Genomic DNA, 18,261 nt, shown 5'->3' on the forward strand with positions numbered 1-18,261 from the left:
AACTATAGGTCTTGCCTGACGATATAAAATATTTCAGTAACAATCCTCATTCTTCATTAAATTATATATTTATTATATCAACATTATGTTATTAGTCAAGCCCTAACTTTCAAACTGCATATAATCATTCATTAGCCCTACGCCTATACAATTTTTGTAATTTATCTAATATATACTTTTTCTTAATGCTATCATTTAAATTTTTATAGATTCTCTGCCATTCTCTTTTAACTTTTCTTGCTTCTTCACTTTTACTGGCACTTACAATTATATTTTGCATATATTTATCATAATTTTTCAAATAGCTCAAGTCAACTTTTTCAAGAGTTTGAAATATAAACTTTTCTATATCCTTAAATTGACTTTCTGTAAATAACGTTTTGCATTTTATTATAAAATAAATAAAATCAAAATACAACTTATATGAAGTTTTACTTCCTGCATTTCTTCCATTAGTGTTAAAAATATCATTCATGGTATTTATATAGGTGTTAAAGTAAATTATAAAAAATTTATCATACATAAGTATATTTTTCATTTTTATATGAGTCATAGTACCATCAAGTTTAGGACATATAATTCCAAACATAAGTCTTAGTATTTTTTCATATTTGCCCTCATCAATACCGGTAAAATCAAACTTATTTTCATCACATAAAAATTTTTCAACAGAAAGACTTCCAGTATAAAGCAGTTCCGCATAATGTATCATTTGAGAAATATTAGGTATAACATTTATGTTGTAATAGCTATTTAAAAAGTTAATTTCCTGTATGACTATTCTTTGGTCTTCATCTGGAAGCTCAATAGGCACTATATCTTGAAATTTATTTACAAGCCTTGTTGCAAGAAATTTTCCTATGTGCTTTTCTAATTTTCTTTTTTCAATGTATTCAGTAAATTGCTTGTAAAATTCCATATTAAAATCTTCAGCTGAAAAGCTAAGCATAAGCTCTTCCAGTGCCAAAGAGAAATACCTTTTTCTATATCCAGGATTTTCATCAAATACGCTTAAACAATAATTTTTAAAATAGCTTTTCCTTTTACTAATTCTTTTCATCTTATACTTGTAGGCAAATATAAGAATTTCTCCACCATTTTTTTTATCCAGTATTTCTTTTATTATATTAGATGCTTTATCTTTAGAGATATCATCTAAAACCTCATTATAAGCTGCTATAGCATTCTCATAGTCACTTTGAGCTACACACATGCTAGAACTCATATCCATCAAATTTCCAAAATAATTATCAGCTTCAATTAAAACCTTAAACACTAGACTTAGTGCCTCTTTGGATTTAACTAATATTTTCAGTGAGACTTTAACAAATTCCTCCAATGTAGCAATTCTCATTATAATTTTCCAAGGTATTTTTGAATTTTGTTCTTTACCTAAAAAAATAAAATTCTGAAATATTGTGCACATGTAAAATACTGCGCATCTTGAATTTCCATCCTTTAGATATGTCATTGCATCCTGAAGCCTTTTATTTTCAATAGCCTTAACTGCAAAATCCTGTATATATAATTTATTATATTCTCTTATGTCATCATAAAGCTTTAGTAAATCCTGCACATTTATTTCTTCTGAATTGACTATTAAAAACTGAACAGCATTAAAGAAAAATCCATAGGCTTTATCCTCATAATCTTTTTTACCAGTAACCTCAGCTGCTCTAAATAAAAGCTTGAACACCACTTTTAGCATATTTAAATCCGAACTAAAAAGTACAGCTCCTAAAGCTTCCTCATCTAATGCTTCCATCACTCTCTCAAGGACAGGCTGTAAACCATACTCATTTGCAAAGTTTAAAGCTCTTATAGCAGCCTCATAATCTAAGCTTTCAATTCCTTCATTAATTAACTTTAGTAAATTAACATAATTATCTATTCTTTCATCAAGCTTTCCGTAGCTAAATAAATCCATAAATTCTGCAAAAGATTTTCCATAATCCTTTATAAAAGTGTACTGAAGTGCTGCTTTTCTTGCAAATTCACTTTTAAACTCAAATTCCGTACCAACATCTCTAAACAAATCAAAGATATTAAACTTGTAGCTTTGCTCCATGCTACTTATTTTAAACTTTGTACCTTCATTCACGGTACCACATAAAAATTCTTCCGTACCTTCAGGAGCAAAATTATAGGTATTAAAAGTTATATTATTTGCAAAAGAAACAGGAAATACCATAGTTGCTGCTGCAATCCACATATATAAATTTTGTGTCTCATCTGCAAAAATCACTTTTTTATTATTTGTTTTTGCTTCTATAATTCCATCAACAAGCTTAGTCAGTTTCTCTTCTTTTTTATCTTCCGGGCTCTCCTTCAAAAACTTCTCAATATGATAAGTTTTTATAAATTCTTCTTCTTCTACACCATTCAATATTGGAAGCGGCTTTATTTCTTCTGCACTATTTTCTTCTTCAGTTAAACCATCTCTAAATACCTTGGAGTTATAAAGTTGAATTGGGTAAAATGGAAGTTCTGTACCTTCCCACACAAGTACATGGCAAAAGTAGTTTGCAAATTTCCCTAAACTATCTATACCCTTATACTTTGTTCTACAAACACAAGGCCTTCCACTTTTTAGCTTAAAAAACGAAAATCCTATAGGGAAATTCTCTTCTGTTGCCATTTTAGATGGATCACTGGCAGGCTTTTGAGGTTGAATATAAAAGCAATGCTTTTCTATTTCACTTCTTTCCTCCTCACTTAATCCATCAGACATAGAATAAGTTTGAAACCCCTTTCCTGAAGACAATCCTTTTTTGCAAAATGTATAATACAATTGATCTATCTTCATAAATAAACTCCCACTTCCTCTTTCTGCTTTTGCACAAATTTATATCCTAATTTTAATTATAAATTTATTTGATTTTATTGTCTACTTTAGACCATCGCTAAACCCAAGTAAAATAGCCATTTTCATGTTTCTAATTTATTAACTTTTCATTAATTTTAATACAACAACAAAAATATCATAAGCTTAATGAATAACTTCTTATAGATGAAGTAGTTGAAATGATTTACCTGTAGCAGTATACTTTTCTTAAACATACGTTCGCGGATTCTATGTAAAGGAGTATGAAATATGAATTATATACAGGGTTCTTTATTTGAAAAAAGAGTCAATAATCCCCTTGCAAACAGGGTGAGACCTAAAAAACTTGACGAATATATTGGACAGCAGCATCTACTTGGAAAAGGAAAAGCCCTTAGAAATATGCTTGAATCTGGGAACCTCACTTCAATGATTTTTTGGGGGCCTCCTGGAGTTGGCAAAACTACCCTTGCTATGATTATTGCTTCAATGACCAAATGTAATTTCATTGAATTTAGTGCAACCTCTTCTGGAATAAAGGAAATTAAAGAGGTTATGTCGGAAGCTGAAAAGAACAGACTTATGGGAACAGAAACCCTTCTTTTTGTAGATGAAATCCACAGATTTAATAAAGCACAGCAGGATGCTTTTCTGCCATATGTTGAAAAAGGCAGCATAATCCTTGTAGGTGCTACTACAGAAAATCCATCCTTTGAAGTTAATTCTGCCTTACTTTCAAGATGCAGGGTTTTTGTTTTAAAGCCCCTTACAGAGGAAGACATTGTAGTGCTGCTAAAAAATACTCTAAAGGATAAAAGAGGTTTTGGATATAAGAATATAAAAGTTACGGATGAACTTTTGCATATCATTTCTATATATTCAAATGGTGATGCTAGAACCGCTCTCAATGTTTTAGAAATGGCGATTTTAAGCACTAAAGAAATTGAGAGCACCCTAACAATAACCAAAGAGACCCTTGAAGACTGCATGCAGAGTAAAGCTTTACTTTATGATAAAAATGGTGAAGAACATTACAACTTAATATCTGCCCTTCACAAATCTATGAGAAACAGCGATTGTGATGCAGCTATTTACTGGCTTTCAAGAATGCTCGAAGGTGGAGAAGACCCTCTATATATAGCAAGAAGACTTATTCGCTTTTCCTCTGAGGACGTTGGTATTGCCGATCCTAATGCTCTTCAGGTATGTGTTGCTGCCTACAATGCGGCTCATTACATTGGCATGCCTGAATGCAGTGTAAATCTAACAGAAGCTGTAGTGTACCTAGCCTTAGCTCCAAAATCAAATGCATTATACATGGCCTATGAAAAAGCAAAAGAAGATGCAAAAAATACAATTTCCGAAGGTGTTCCCCTTCACCTTAGAAATGCTCCAACAAAGTTAATGTCTGACCTTGGTTATTCAAAAGGCTATAAATATGCTCATGATTTTGAAGATAAAGTAACAGCTATGCAGTGTATGCCGGATAATTTAAAAGATCATAAATACTATTTTCCAACTACAGAAGGCCTGGAGAAAAAAGCAGCACAGCACCTTGAAGAATTAAAGGAATTAAGAAATAAAGATAATAGTAACACATCTACCTTTAAATAAAAAAACAATTATGTTATTATTAATTATAAATATTTTACACTGCAAATCTAAAGGGGGCGGGTTTCTTTGAAGGATAAAAATAGAAAAGTTAAATTAGGCAAAAGGCTTTTTGCTATATTTTTCATTTTAATTTTAGTTTTATTTGGCATGGTTGGAAGATTAGCATACATAATGGTTGCAAAAGCAGATACATACAAACAAGCAGCACTAAAACAGAGAACTATTGACATAACAATTTCACCAAAGCGCGGCAATATCCTTGATAGAAATGGTGAAATACTTGCCACTAGCTTAAGTGCTTTTAGAATCGATGTTGATATGAATGCTCTCACGGATTCATTAAAGAAAAAAAACATGTCTAAGGATGGTTTAATAAATAAACTAGCTTCAATTTTAAATATGACCTCAACTAAAATAAAAAATACATTGTATCCAGAAAGATCTGATGGTTCAAAGATAAAATTTGCTATACTTGCAAGGCAAGTAGATAAATCTCAGTCGGATAAGATTAAGGCTTTGGGTTTAAATGGGCTCATAATTTCTTCTGATACAAAAAGAGAATATCCAAATAACAACTTTGCTTCAAATGTACTTGGATATACAAATCTTGAAGGAAACGGAGTAACTGGAGTGGAACTCAGCTATAATAAAGAACTCTCTGGTATTCCTGGAAGAAAGCAGCTGGAGACGGATAAAAACAAAAGTCAGCTGCCCTATAATGATTCTCTTTATGTAGCACCAATTGATGGTAAGGATATAGTTCTTACTATTGATAAACAAATTCAACTTTTTGCAGAAAAGGCAGCAGAACAGGCTCTCTCTGAAAACAGAGCAAAATCCGTTACAATAACAATTATGGACCCTAGTAATGGTGAAATTTTAGCTATGGTAAACAAGCCTGATTTTAATCCAAATAATCCTAATGCCAAACCTCCAAGTGGAGTGACTCAAACAATACCTGAGCTTTGGCAAAACAGTGCAGTACAAGCTAATTTTGAGCCTGGTTCAATATTCAAGGTATTAACTGCCTATACCGGTCTTGCAACAGGCGTTGTTAAGGATCCAACAGCATATGCCTACGAATGTAACGGAGTTAAATATATAGATAAGCATCCAATTAATTGCTGGAGACCAGAAGGACATGGTGGAGAAAACTTCTTTGACATTCTTAAAAACTCCTGCAATGTTGGATTTATGGAGCTGGGTGCTCAAATCGGAAAACAAAATTTGTATAACTATATAAAGCTATTTGGATTAGGTCAAAAAACGGGTATAGACTTACCTGGAGAAGCTTCTGGCATGGTTAGAAATGTGAGTAAAGAAACTAACGTTGATTTAGCAACAGAGGCTTTTGGACAAGGTGTTTCATTAACTTCCGTTCAATATATGGCAGCCTTTAACGCCGTTGCTAATGGTGGAACCTGGATACGTCCTCATATTATGAAAGAAATTAAGCACACAAAAGACGGCAAGCTCGTTACGGATAAAAATTATGATAATCTTGGAAAAAAGAATATACTTGATCCTAATTTAGTAAAAACTCTAAAAGTTGGGCTAAGAGAAGTTGTATCAGATCCACATGGTGTTGGTCATAATGCCGACATTCCTAATTATAATATTGCAGGTAAAACCGGAACTGCACAAATAGCACTTAAAACCGGAGGCTATGATCACTCTAAATATATGGCTTCCTTTGCAGGAATGGCTCCAGTTGATAATCCTAAAATTACAATGCTCATTTCAGTTAATCAACCTAATTCTGAAAATGACAGCTACTATGCTTCAACTGTTGCTGCTCCTGTAGCTAAAACTTTATATAGTGAAATTTTCAATTACCTTATTTCTAAAGGAGAATTAAACTTACCTACTTCTCCAGATACTCAAAGCAATCAAACACCATCTAATTAAATTAAAAGACACTTAGGAAATTGGTTTTAGCCAGCTTCTTAAGTGTCTTTCATCATTTAAGTTATATATTAAGATCACGTTTCATGTAAAAGAAATATGTTGAAATAAAAAATGCACAAGCAAGTATAAATGAAGCTGCAGCAATTCCAGTATTTATACCCTTTCCCTCTACCATACTTTGATAGCTAAAATACTTAAAGGGTGAAAACACATTAATGAAATTTATACGATCTGTCAAATCCGTTATCTTTGATATTACAAAGGCTGCAAATAATATTGCCGAAGCAATTGAACCTGAAGCTTTTGGCCTTCTCATAACAGCTGAAATTAATGCTCCAAGTGATAAAAAAATCAGCTGAACAATGAACATACTCAAAAGAAAAGTGACGACTTCACCAGAAATATCCTTACCTTTGTTATAGGCATTAACCATTATTATTGAAGAAATTAAGGTAACTAAATTCACAATTAAAACATTCACAAAAGCAGCAAGAAATTTAGAAGTTATTATAAGCTTTCTTGACACTGGCTTAGTCATTAAAAATTCTGTAGTTTTATCCCTTTCCTCCTTTGCAATAATGCTGCTTCCAATTAAAACAGCATGAATAGCAGTGGTGAGTTCAAGATAAGGAAATAAAAATGCGAAAAAACCGCTCATCTTTGTAACATCAAAGGACCCAATTCCAAATAGCGCTTTCATTGTATACGGCATTTTATTAAAAATCTCACTGCTGCCACCAGAAGAGTAGGCTGTATACTTGCTCATGCCGCTTAAAACAAGTAAAAACATACATGCACTCCATATAATTAGCGCTTTTCGATTAGCTTTTAATTCTCTAAAAAAAATATTCATAATGAGACCTCTCTTTCTTTAAACTAAAAATTTTTCAGCTTACAGCATGTATGTCCTTTTTTGTATAGACGATATAACTTATGACTATAGCAGCAGCTACAATGGCAGCAGCAGCCACAAGATAGGAGGTTTCATACCTACTATTTTTAATAATATAGGTTATATCAAAGTATTTAAAAGGAGAGATAAAACGAGCTGTCTCATTATTACCAGTACTAATCAAGGCTCCAATTATATATGAACCAAAGACAACTCCAAGAGATATTGGAAGTACTGCTTTAAGCTTGTTAAAAAATACTGAAATAGCAAGCCCAATTGCAAGAAAAATAAGCTGTATAAAAAATAAAGTAAGATTTATCATAGAAAACAATTTTACGCTGTAATCTCCAGTTTTAACTGCATTAACTATAACTAAAGAAGCTACATAAAAAAGCAAATTTGTTATAATTAGCATGGTTAAAGCGGCTAAAAGTTTTGCAGTTACTATAACCGAACGTGAAATTGGTTTAACAAGAAGAAAATCTGCTGTACGTTCTCTTGCTTCCTTTGAGAGTATGGATACCCCCATATTCATAGCCTGAATAGCTCCACAAAGCACGATAAAGGAAAATATCATAGAATAAAACCCAAGGATAGAGGTAATGTAATCAATATTTATTCCAAGCATTGCCCTAACCGGAGCTGGATAACTGCTTAAAATTTTTTTAAAATCTACGGCATCTCTTGCCATGCTAGGATAGATTGAAAAAAACATTGCAGAGAGTGCAATTAAAGCACACGTCCATATAATAACTGACTTTCTTAAAGCCTTAAGTTCATGTAAATATATATTCATATGCTTTAGTCCTCCTTTACATAATAGTGCATGAAAATTTCCTCAAGATCTGGCTCATCAATAGATATATTTCGAAGCTCAATTTCTGCTATTTTTTTTGTAATGGAATTTATATCTCCCTTGAACATAAACTTAGCAGTATTTTCCTCCACTTTTAAATCACTTACGCCATCAATATTGAAAATTTCTTTATTAACAGCTGATTTGGCTTCAATGCTGATTTTCTTATAACTATTTTCTTGAAGTGTACTCATCTTTTCCAGTTTTATAATCCTTCCATCCTTTATAAAAGCAACCCTACTGCACATCTTCTGAACCTCACTTAAAATATGAGAAGAAAAAAACACAGTAGCTCCCTTCTTATTTTCCTCACTAATTAATTCAAAGAATTTTTGCTGCATTAGCGGGTCAAGTCCACTTGTAGGCTCATCTAAAATTATTAGTTTTGGTTCATGCAGCAGCCCTTGAACAATTCCTACTTTTTTCTTATTACCGAAGGAAAGGTCTTCTATTTTCTTTTTCAAATCCAAGTTCATTATTTCCGCAAGGTCGTGTATTCTTTTAGTACAATCCTTTTTATAGAAGCTAGCAGAATATTTTAGGAGATCTATAACCCTCATATTGTCATAATAAAACACTTCTGAAGGTAAATACCCGAGTTCCCTTTTGACTTCTGGATATTCAATGCAGCTTTTGCCAAAAATTGTGGCACTTCCGCTAGTTGGATGAATTAATCCAAGCAAAGTTCTAATTGTTGTTGATTTACCTGCACCATTAGGACCTATAAAGCCAAAAATCTCCCCTTCTTCTATTTTTAAATTTACATCGATTATTCCTCTTGCCTTGCCATAACTTTTTGTGAGATTTTTAATTTCAATAACACTCATAGTTTTGACCTCCTACTTTTTTATATATTCCTCTTTATAGAAATTGTTTTTAATTAAATCCATGCATTCATAATATTCCTTGAAAAATTCATCAAAATTAGTTTCTACGTTAATTTTATTTGACAGTTCACTAGTGTACCCTTCGGCTAACCATACAAGCATTTTCATAACAAGCTTTGGATCAATTCCAGCTTTAAACTTTGAAGTGTCAATTCCATCGAGGGCAATTTTATTTCTAAATCCCTCGGCTTTTTCGAAAATGCTTTGCATATCTCCTTTAACTTCTTCATCGGTTTCAAAATATACGCTGTTTAAAAACAAAAATATGGCAGGATGCTTCTTCATAACAGAGACCTTAATATTAGCAGAAATCATTATTCTATCAAAAAAGTCAGTAATGGTATTATCAAATTTTTTATAAATTTCATCCATAATAGCCTTACTGCAAGAATCAATCAAATATAAATACAAAGCCTTTTTTGTTCCAAAATAATGAAATACCATTGCCTTTGATATTCCAGCAGAAGAAGCAATATCGCTAACAGATGTTTTTTTATAGCCATTATTGGCAAAACACTTAAGCGCTGCATCAATAATTGTATTTTGCTTTTCTATAGGTAAAGCAAAAAATTTTTCCAAGATAATCACCTCATAACTAAATCGACCGAATCGGTTTAGTTAAATATATCACTATAAACCGATTCGGTCAATACATTTTTTTATTATTAGTTGATTACTAAAGATAAACCACCTTGAAACTTGAAATTTATTTGTACCAAAATGCCTAGAAGACGGCATGTTGATTATATGAACATATATCAGTTGACAGAGGACAGTGAAAGATCATTTTTCTCCGCTATGCTTCGAAAAATCTTAAACTTAGTGGGCGCAAAACACTTAAAATATAGTGTTCAGCGCAGCTGACATTATTAAGTTTTAAGATTTACCTGAGCAAAGCTAAAGGCAAATCATCCTTAACTGTCAATTGTCCTCTGTCCATTGTCAACTTATTAAGGCATGCAGCCATAAAAAGTTAAACTAGATTTAAAACATATTCTATTTTATTCATTCTCTTATCTTCAAGCTTTGGTTGCTTCTCCAAATACCACTTATAAGAAATGCCCAGCCCTTCTAATAAATTTATCTTAGGTATATATAGATTGTCCTTCTTTAATTTGCTTATATCTAATAAATATGTGCAGTTTCTAAAAGGAAAATATTCTCGTGTATTAACAGCTGCACTTTCATATATATATCTTATATTTACATCTTTCTTAGTTACAGCCATAGCTAAATTTACATATTGACTCCACGTTATTATTTCTGGATTAGTTACATTGTATACTTGTCCCACAGCCTTCTTTTCATACATACTACTTTCAAAAACTTTGATTAAATCATCTATATATATAAATTGAACTTTAGTATTTGCTGCTGGAATAGGCATATCTTTCCCGCTATGTAATCTATCAAAAACATAGCTTTCTCTATACAAATCATTATATGGTCCGTATATATATGTCGGTCTAAAAATTACAGTTGGTACATTTTCATTCTTATTAAGGCCCATTAGATACTTTTCAGCTTTCAATTTATTAAGACCATAATCCTTCCAATTTGCATTATAACCAGTTTTAAACTCTTCATTTATGATAATTTCACTTGGCTCATATACAGCACCCGAACTACAGAATATATATCTTTTCAATTTTTTTCTGTTTAACGCTTTAAAAAGATTTTCTACATCCAATAAATTGTAAGCAGAAATATCAAAAACATAATCATATTCAATATTTTTAATACTGTTATTCAAATCTTCTATGCAACTTCTATCTCCAATATGCTGCGTAGATATCCCTGAATATTCTAACTTCCTCTTTCCCCTAGTAAAAATATCTACATTATGACCTTTTGATATTAGGTACTTTACTAAAGAACTGCTAACAAAACCAGTTCCACCCATAACCAAAATTTTCATTTAGTTTTCCTCCTTAATTATGGATTATCGACTTCTTTTGATGCTGTTATCGGAAACTCCTGCGGAAAGTTAGCCATTTTCTCTACTTTATTAAAATAAGCCTCATATATAGCCCTAGCTACATCTGTACTTCCTGCTCCAAATCCACCATCATATAGTATAGTAGCAACTGCAATTTTAGGATTATCTGCTGGTGCAAAGCCAACATAAAGTGCATAAGAAGTCCTACCTATTTGTTTTTCAAAATCGTTACTACTATATGGATCTGCTGTACCTGTCTTACCAGCTGTTGCAAATGGAAAATCAGTGAATTTACCGGCTGCTGTACCAATAGTATTAACCTGTTTCATTCCTTCCTTTACAGTATTTAGTGTTGCTTGACTTACCTTCGTATCTTCAACGACTTCAGGGTTACTCTTGTATACCACACTTCCATCAGTAGGATCAGTTATTTGATCAACAAGATGTACTTTATACCTTTTACCACCATTTGCTATAGTAGCAATATAATTTGCAATTTGAAGAATAGTGAAGTTATCATTACCTTGACCTATAGATGCACTATACATAGCACCTGGTGCTGCAGCCTGACCAATGTAGCTTACAACTACACTATTTACTCCTCTAATAATAGAATTCATATCTGAACTTGACAGCGCAACACCTTTATATGCTGGGCTACTCTCCATAAATTCATTAAGAGTCTCAGAAAATTTTTCCTTATCAAATTTACCTTGAACAACAGAATTTTTCACTATATCTTTTATACTGGCTTTTAAGTTAGCAATATTTTTAGTATCACTATCACTGGTATATAAATCTATAGCCGTGTTTTTTATATAAACTTTGTTTAAAAGATCCTGCATAACCTTCCACTCTGCCTGCTGACCAAAATTATTTTTTATGCTGTAGGAATTAAATACCTGTCCAAAATTTTCTTTTATCTCAATTCCGGTTGATGGATTTATACCTGAGTTTGGCTTTACCCCAAGTCCAAACTTCCATGCATACTGCGCTAATATATCTTCACCGCACTTTTGTCTTAACCATCTACCTACTGACATAAAATATGCATTACTTGAGTGTGCTATAGCGCCAATTAAATCAAGAGTTCCCAGTCTTCCATCAGCATCAAACTTAGCTATAACTTTACCATTATCTTCAAAATATCCTTCATCATCTACCTGTGTATCTGGTGTTATAGCTCCTGTTTCAAGTCCTGCTATTGCTGTAAGTGGTTTAAAGGTTGAGCCTGGAGGCGTAAGACCTAAAGTTGCATAATTGTAAAGCGGTTTTGCTAAATAATCATAGGCATCTGTTCTTTTTCCTGTACTTTTATCTACAGGGAACATAAAATCCTTCTGTTCTTGTGTTAAAGGCACATTTTTTATTTGATCTTCTACACTTGGAAAATACTTTTTCATGGCCTCATCAGAAAGACCATTAGGATTAGCAAAGTCATTTGGATCAAAATTAGGATAAGATGCAAGAGCTATAACTCCTCCTGTATTTACATCTATAGCTACTGCCGCTCCCCTCGTAGCATTCTGTGTATTAGAATCATGAGCCCCATCTGGATGATCACGTAAATATTGAAGTGAACTCTTAAGTGCCTGCTCTGCTGCATACTGAACATCTGCATTTATAGTTGTTTTTATGTTTTGACCTGGATAAGGGTCTTTGCTTGCAAATTCATTTATTACTCTTCCATCCTTATTTACTTCTACAACTCTTCCTCCCGGAGTTCCCTTTAGCCTGTCCTCTTCTGCTGCTTCAAGTCCGGATATTCCTATAAGATCAGAGTCCACATCATATCCTCTTTCAGAATAAGACTCTGATTCATTCTTATTTGCTGGTGTTATTTTTCCTACATAGCCAATTACATTTGATGCAAGTTTTCCAAAAGGATAATTTCTTATAGGCTCCTCCTGTATATCTATACCTGGAAGCTCATTTAATTTTTGTAAAAATGAAATTGCAGTTTCTCTTTTTATATTGCTTGCAATAACTACAGAATTGTATCCTGAATAGCTCTGCATTTTAACTTCATCTCTTACAACCATAAAACGCCTAATATCATCTAAAGTACACTTCTTTTTTATAGTTTTTCCGTCTATACTAATAGTGTAGGAATCCGGTATATTATATTCCTTTTTCCCTCTAAGCTTTTCAAAAACATATTTAGGTGATATTTTTAGAAGATAGCTATTCACTCTATCATTCTGCTCTTGTGTAAGCTCACTTGCTTTTTTATTTCTATATAAATTTTTTATTATGTTATCTTTAAAGCCTCTATCCGATAAAAATTTTATCATATCAATTTTTATTTCCTTTGGGTCAGTAGTATCAAAATCAAAAGAATAGGTACTGCCATTTACTTTTATAGGAAAAGCATCGCTTTGGGTCTCACCATCTTTATCAAGCATATAAAATACCTTTGCCATGGTATTATAAAATATCTTCTTAGTTGAATAGGTTTCCAAATAAGTAACATTGTAACTTTGATTTGTCGTGGCAAGAACTTTTCCTGTAGAATCCGTTATATTACCCCTTGCTGCACTTTCTTTTATGAATTTATGAGCTTTAGTATTAGCCTTAACCTTATAAGCCTGTGCATCAATAACCTGAAGAAAAACTAGCTTTATGCATATAACAGAAAACACAATTGAAATAATAAAAGTTAAGGCAGTGAATCGCGTAAACTTTTTTTGTTTTTTCTTCATACCCTTTATAAACTCCCTTCATCACTTAATACATCAAAAGTTATTAGACATATTTAAATTACAATTACATTATAGTATAATTATAGCAAAAATACATTTTAATTCATAAGGAAATGAGGTTGGAGTTTTGATATGGAAATAAATTATAAAATATCCTGTAGATTTTAAATATCAGTAATATACTTAAAATCTACAGGATATTGATTTTTCTACAATTAATTACGTTTGGACTGTAGTGTGTATCACAATTTATAATCTTCTAAAAGTATTTCGCTGCCAAATCTATTTTGAACTTGCTTAAGAATTTTTTTAATGTCTGATTCATTTCCGGACGTCAAAATCCATTTTAGTGTAGTTAGTACTAAAGAGGAGTAAATGGTTGAATAGTAGTCAAGTAAAGAGCTGTCTTTAAAATTATTATGAAGTATTAAATATTGCATAAAATTCTTCTTTAATAAATCTTCAATATCATCATATAGGTGAAGAGTGCTTGTCCTAATTTTCCATAAAGCAAGAATGGTCTTTCTTTGGTCATATAAATGTACATATGCTTTGTAAATAGTAGAAAAAAGATCCTCCTCTTTCTTATTACTAAAGCGTTCATTAATAAATAAAGCAGTATTTTTCAAAACTTCATCGACAAGTTGTTCTGCTAGTTCGTATTTATCTGAATAATGCTTATAAAAAGTGGAACGATTAATCAAAGCCTTATCTAATATGTTTTGTATGGTAATTTCATTGAATTCTTTTTCAGAAAGTAATTCGATAAAGGTATTTTTAATATTAGCCCGTGTTTTAACTATTCTTAAGTCTACTTTAGCTTGCATAATTTTCTTCTCCATTCTATAGATAAACCATTTCAAGGTGTTTTATCTTTAATCAATTACTTTTAAACATATAAATTTCAGTATATTTTATCTTTAATTATATATATTAATTTTAGCAAAATAAAAGACAACTATCATTAAAATAATCTATTTTATATTGTTAAGCAACAAAAATCAGGCAATTTGTATATTATCAAATGATTCTTCATACTTTATTGGTTGTTACTCACTCGAAAAAAAATTAAAATAAGAACATAGAAACGAGAGTGCTTCCTAGCAAATTGAAAGAACAAAGAAGGGTGATGAATTTTATGAAAAATATAAAAATAAGAAGAGACATATTCCCAGTTGGATTTTACGATGATATACATCCAGATTTTAGTGTTAATTTTCAGATGAACCGATGCTACACCATGACAAATGATGAGGTTATGCTTAAAGAAATGAGGGAAGTAAGCCCAAACATTCATAATTATGAAGATTTCATTGAGAAATTCCTAGAGTTATATACTAAAGCATTAAATGAAGGACATAAATTAAGGGCTGCCTATTATCTAAGAACAGCGGAATTTTATATGACAGCTGATCATCCTCAAAAGCAAAATTACCGTAAACAATTTATTTCACTAATGCAGGAATATTTTAATATTAGTGATGAACAACCATATAAAGTTCCTTATGAGAATAGCTTCCTTCCTGCTTATCGCTTTACTTCAGAAGCTCCAAGAGGAACAATTGTAATGTTTGGTGGTTTTGACAGCTACGTAGAAGAAATGTTTAAAATGGCTTTGTTTCTTAAAGAAGCTGGATATGACGTAGTGTTCTTTGATGGGCCTGGACAAGGTTCAGCTCTTGAGGATTATAAAATACCAATGACTCACGAATGGGAAAAACCTGTAAAATCAATATTAGATTACTTTAAGCTTGATGATGTAACATTACTAGGAATATCTTTAGGCGGTTACTTAGTAGTAAGAGCTGCTGCATTTGAAAAACGTGTACATCGTGTTGTTGCAGATGATATTCTTTCAAATTTTTATGAAGTAGTACTACACACACTCCCTTCACAATTAAGAGAAAAAGTAAATTCGCTTATGTCCGATGGAAATGAAAAAGCAGTTAACACTTTATTTGAAGATTTAATGAAGAAAAGTCTTATGATAGAATGGGCAATAAATCAGGGTATGCATATCACAGGAAGCAAGACTCCATATGAATTTTTGAGTAAAATTTTGCTTTACAATACATCTAAAATATCAGAAAAATTAGAGCAGGATGTTCTTCTAATGGCCGCACAAGAAGATCATTATATCCCACTAAATCAATTTTTCGAGCAAAGTAAATCTCTTACCAATGTACGCTCTTTAACAACTCGTATGTTCACTAGGAAAGAGACTGCTCAAAATCATTGCCAGTCAGGCAACTTAGGACTTGCTTTTGAGGTTATAGCAAATTGGATAGAACAAATACAAAAATAACATGTACTGGTATTGCATAATACCAATTCACGCATAAGATTATCTTCAGTGATTTATGGGTGAATTGGGATTATGGGAACTTATTCATCAATAGTTGCTATCTTCTAAAAAATAATGAACCAGTCTTCTTAATTTCAGCTGATTCATTTCATCTTTTCAATGCATTATTAATATTATTATGCAGTAAGTTATTTTATATTGTAATGCTTCTAAATATCTATTATGATTACTTAATATGCCCTACTATATCGCTCCATAGATCCATTTTCTGCATCTACAGAAAAGTAATAATCTGTATACACACCTTTTTCTTTTATCCAACCAACAACTGAAATATTGATACCTTTTTGAATTGCAAATCTTGTAATGCCAAACTCGTCTGTTGATTTGAAAATAAAATTAGCATGACCATCTAAAGTATAACTACTCATGCATGGATAAAAATCACCTTCATCTTCATATAATATATTGAACTATGACCAAACATCACCATATTCTTTGTAAGTCTCATTCATACTTTTTATCATCTCATAAAAATGTTGGATAATTACTTCCTCATCACCTGATTCTACAATTCTAAAATTGTTTCTATCGCCTACAGAATATATGTGCCAAATATTATTATCATCTGAATAACATCCTGTTGCATTTGCCAAGATTATCTTCTCATCAACTATTGCCCTAATTACTTTAATATTAATATTATCTTCTATTATTTTTTTCCTCAGCTCTTCTATTTTCATATTATTTCAATCTCCTCTGTTTTTTCCTATTGTATTTAAAGCTCCTGCTTTTTTAATTATACATAACTTGAGTAAACAGCTTATTATTACAAGTCATCTCACTTTAACTTGTACTTTTTCTTGAAATAATACAATTTATGAAGTACTACCCAAATATTGATTTTCCATGCTTTTTTACTGCTTTATTTCTTGAATTTATACATGAATAGATTTCTTCAACAACTTCTTCTTCACTTCCTGATAAAATATCTGTTACATCACTTCTTTCTCCACATTCATATAGATGCCAAGTACCATTATCATCTTCATAGATTCCTTCAGCATTGGTTATATTTAATTTTTTACCTAATATTATCCTAATATCCTTCAAATTAATATTTTCATTTTTTATATATTCTTGCAATTTGCATAATGTCATAAACTATTTCCCTCCACTCTCTTTTAATAAACCTAAATCTTCCATCATATATCCTTTTATAGGTGTATTTATCTTACCTGCACCACCTCTACTACTTAACCAAGGTGCCGCTTGACCTTTTAAGCCATAAAAAACTGTATCCGAATCATGCATTATTCCTTTTTTATCATATAGTATACTCGCATCCTTTTTAAATTTAATATAACTATTTTGATATGATTTCATATCGTCTATTGTTGCATGTTCAATTAAATCCCACTTACTTCGTGAAATGTTCATTTCATCAATTAGATTATTCAATTTAGTAGTTGCACTTACCGTATTACTATCTGCTATACAATCAATAACTTTAATATAGTTTTCAGTATCTATATTGTATAAATGTTGTGCATTTGCAGTATTATCAATATAACATTCTATTGATTTTTCACCCATATTGAAACATTCACCTGTCGTTTCGTTTTTCAATGGCGAAAAATTATTACCTCCTAATGTTCCAATTCTTTCTTGAACTTTAGGCATATTTTTCGTGGATAACACTTCTACATCTTTACTTAAATCAAGTCCCATATAATCAGGCCAATCATATGGAACATTAACATATGAATCACCAGTTTTAGTAACAACTTCCCAACTTTTATAATCACTATCAACCTTTAAAAACTTATCATTTCCAAGAGTATTTAAATCTGTTTTTTGAGCATCTGTTAATTTAGCAAAATTTTCTCGATTGATAAATGCCTTTTCACTACCAGTTAATGAATCATCCTTGAATATATTATCCATAAAATTTTTAAATTCATCTTGTGATGAAAAACTATCTTTAAAATATTTAGAATCTAAATCTCTCTTAGTAAAATTACTTCCCTCCTTATCCTCTTCTGCCGCTTTCACACTAGATGGCTCCACATCTTTAGCTTCTTTACCTGTAACTTCAGCCTTTCCTTTTCCATTCTTAATAGCATCCGTTACAGTCTTTACCTCTTCATTGCTTACTGAACAATCATTATGTACAAGTAAACTGCTTTCACCTACAAAATATGTGTGATATTCTTCTACATTGAGATTGTATATTGCTTCTCCTGCTTCTGCGCCTATTGTTGTTATTATAATATTTTTTACACTTGAAGAACTACTAAAAAATAAACCAGCTTACTTAAATTCAGCTGATTC

At 31.5% G+C, this 18,261-nt stretch carries 15 protein-coding genes; 3 read left to right on the forward strand and 12 right to left on the reverse strand.

All coding sequences use genetic code 11. From position 1 onward, the window contains the following. Positions 1-124: 124 nt before the first annotated feature. The gene (locus ACJDT4_RS19035) at positions 125-2,806 is read right to left on the reverse strand and encodes a GAP1-N2 domain-containing protein (protein WP_406789177.1); all 2,682 of its coding nucleotides are present in this window, start codon (positions 2,804-2,806) and stop codon (positions 125-127) included. A 288-nt stretch (positions 2,807-3,094) separates the two neighbouring features. Here ACJDT4_RS19035 and ACJDT4_RS19040 point away from each other — a divergent pair, with 288 nt between their 5' ends. Continuing rightward, positions 3,095-4,438, forward strand: coding sequence for a replication-associated recombination protein A (locus ACJDT4_RS19040; protein ID WP_406789178.1), 1,344 nt, complete (start codon positions 3,095-3,097; stop codon positions 4,436-4,438). Positions 4,439-4,504: 66 nt separating this feature from the next. Further along, on the forward strand, positions 4,505-6,346 hold the full coding sequence (locus ACJDT4_RS19045; protein ID WP_479723308.1) for a peptidoglycan D,D-transpeptidase FtsI family protein: 1,842 nt from the start codon (positions 4,505-4,507) through the stop codon (positions 6,344-6,346). 61 nt (positions 6,347-6,407) lie between these two features. Here ACJDT4_RS19045 and ACJDT4_RS19050 read toward each other — a convergent pair whose 3' ends face one another. The 7 genes from ACJDT4_RS19050 to ACJDT4_RS19080 all read right to left on the reverse strand — a co-directional run bounded on the left by ACJDT4_RS19050 (position 6,408) and on the right by ACJDT4_RS19080 (position 14,449). After that, the gene (locus ACJDT4_RS19050; protein WP_406789179.1) at positions 6,408-7,199 is read right to left on the reverse strand and encodes an ABC transporter permease subunit; all 792 of its coding nucleotides are present in this window, start codon (positions 7,197-7,199) and stop codon (positions 6,408-6,410) included. Between the two features lie 34 nt (positions 7,200-7,233). Further along, positions 7,234-8,034, reverse strand: a complete 801-nt coding sequence (locus ACJDT4_RS19055) for an ABC transporter permease subunit (RefSeq protein ID WP_406789180.1) — start codon at positions 8,032-8,034, stop codon at positions 7,234-7,236. Between the two features lie 5 nt (positions 8,035-8,039). Next, positions 8,040-8,921 (reverse strand): ABC transporter ATP-binding protein, encoded by an 882-nt coding sequence (locus tag ACJDT4_RS19060; protein ID WP_406789181.1) that lies wholly within the window; start codon positions 8,919-8,921, stop codon positions 8,040-8,042. A gap of 12 nt (positions 8,922-8,933) precedes the next feature. Further along, the gene (locus ACJDT4_RS19065) at positions 8,934-9,560 is read right to left on the reverse strand and encodes a TetR/AcrR family transcriptional regulator (protein ID WP_406789182.1); all 627 of its coding nucleotides are present in this window, start codon (positions 9,558-9,560) and stop codon (positions 8,934-8,936) included. Positions 9,561-9,954: 394 nt separating this feature from the next. Beyond that, positions 9,955-10,899, reverse strand: coding sequence for an NAD-dependent epimerase/dehydratase family protein (locus ACJDT4_RS19070; protein ID WP_406789183.1), 945 nt, complete (start codon positions 10,897-10,899; stop codon positions 9,955-9,957). A gap of 17 nt (positions 10,900-10,916) precedes the next feature. Next, the gene (locus ACJDT4_RS19075) at positions 10,917-13,622 is read right to left on the reverse strand and encodes a peptidoglycan D,D-transpeptidase FtsI family protein (protein ID WP_406789184.1); all 2,706 of its coding nucleotides are present in this window, start codon (positions 13,620-13,622) and stop codon (positions 10,917-10,919) included. A gap of 242 nt (positions 13,623-13,864) precedes the next feature. Further along, entirely contained in the window at positions 13,865-14,449 is a 585-nt protein-coding gene (locus ACJDT4_RS19080; protein WP_406789185.1) for a TetR/AcrR family transcriptional regulator, read from the reverse strand. Between the two features lie 311 nt (positions 14,450-14,760). Here ACJDT4_RS19080 and ACJDT4_RS19085 point away from each other — a divergent pair, with 311 nt between their 5' ends. Next, the gene (locus ACJDT4_RS19085; RefSeq protein ID WP_406789186.1) at positions 14,761-15,927 is read left to right on the forward strand and encodes an alpha/beta hydrolase; all 1,167 of its coding nucleotides are present in this window, start codon (positions 14,761-14,763) and stop codon (positions 15,925-15,927) included. 230 nt (positions 15,928-16,157) lie between these two features. On the opposite strand, the gene ACJDT4_RS19090 is transcribed toward ACJDT4_RS19085, so the two are convergent. The 4 genes from ACJDT4_RS19090 to ACJDT4_RS19105 form a co-directional block, all read right to left on the reverse strand. After that, positions 16,158-16,358 carry a hypothetical protein gene (locus tag ACJDT4_RS19090; RefSeq protein ID WP_406789187.1) on the reverse strand — a complete coding sequence of 67 codons (201 nt, stop codon included), beginning with the start codon at positions 16,356-16,358 and terminating at the stop codon, positions 16,158-16,160. Between the two features lie 42 nt (positions 16,359-16,400). Then, on the reverse strand, positions 16,401-16,670 hold the full coding sequence (locus ACJDT4_RS19095; RefSeq protein WP_406789188.1) for a hypothetical protein: 270 nt from the start codon (positions 16,668-16,670) through the stop codon (positions 16,401-16,403). A gap of 145 nt (positions 16,671-16,815) precedes the next feature. Continuing rightward, the gene (locus ACJDT4_RS19100; RefSeq protein WP_406789189.1) at positions 16,816-17,088 is read right to left on the reverse strand and encodes a hypothetical protein; all 273 of its coding nucleotides are present in this window, start codon (positions 17,086-17,088) and stop codon (positions 16,816-16,818) included. 3 nt (positions 17,089-17,091) lie between these two features. Then, complete coding sequence (locus ACJDT4_RS19105; RefSeq protein WP_406789190.1) at positions 17,092-17,997, reverse strand: hypothetical protein; 906 nt, start codon at positions 17,995-17,997, stop codon at positions 17,092-17,094. Between the last annotated feature and the right edge of the window lie 264 nt (positions 17,998-18,261).

Source organism: Clostridium neuense (assembly GCF_045310695.1).
Taxonomy (GTDB): Bacteria; Bacillota; Clostridia; order Clostridiales; family Clostridiaceae; genus Clostridium_S; species Clostridium_S neuense.

Excerpts from the sequence above, each read along its gene's own strand:
- ACJDT4_RS19035 (WP_406789177.1), bottom strand. The coding sequence starts at position 2,806 with ATGAAGATAGATCAATTGTATTATACATTTTGCAAAAAAGGATTGTCT.
- ACJDT4_RS19090 (WP_406789187.1), bottom strand. The coding sequence starts at position 16,358 with ATGAGTAGTTATACTTTAGATGGTCATGCTAATTTTATTTTCAAATCA.
- ACJDT4_RS19060 (WP_406789181.1), bottom strand. The coding sequence starts at position 8,921 with ATGAGTGTTATTGAAATTAAAAATCTCACAAAAAGTTATGGCAAGGCA.
- ACJDT4_RS19055 (WP_406789180.1), bottom strand. The coding sequence starts at position 8,034 with ATGAATATATATTTACATGAACTTAAGGCTTTAAGAAAGTCAGTTATT.
- ACJDT4_RS19080 (WP_406789185.1), bottom strand. The coding sequence starts at position 14,449 with ATGCAAGCTAAAGTAGACTTAAGAATAGTTAAAACACGGGCTAATATT.
- ACJDT4_RS19095 (WP_406789188.1), bottom strand. The coding sequence starts at position 16,670 with ATGAAAATAGAAGAGCTGAGGAAAAAAATAATAGAAGATAATATTAAT.
- ACJDT4_RS19040 (WP_406789178.1), top strand. The coding sequence starts at position 3,095 with ATGAATTATATACAGGGTTCTTTATTTGAAAAAAGAGTCAATAATCCC.
- ACJDT4_RS19070 (WP_406789183.1), bottom strand. The coding sequence starts at position 10,899 with ATGAAAATTTTGGTTATGGGTGGAACTGGTTTTGTTAGCAGTTCTTTA.
- ACJDT4_RS19075 (WP_406789184.1), bottom strand. The coding sequence starts at position 13,622 with ATGAAGAAAAAACAAAAAAAGTTTACGCGATTCACTGCCTTAACTTTT.
- ACJDT4_RS19100 (WP_406789189.1), bottom strand. The coding sequence starts at position 17,088 with ATGACATTATGCAAATTGCAAGAATATATAAAAAATGAAAATATTAAT.
- ACJDT4_RS19085 (WP_406789186.1), top strand. The coding sequence starts at position 14,761 with ATGAAAAATATAAAAATAAGAAGAGACATATTCCCAGTTGGATTTTAC.
- ACJDT4_RS19050 (WP_406789179.1), bottom strand. The coding sequence starts at position 7,199 with ATGAATATTTTTTTTAGAGAATTAAAAGCTAATCGAAAAGCGCTAATT.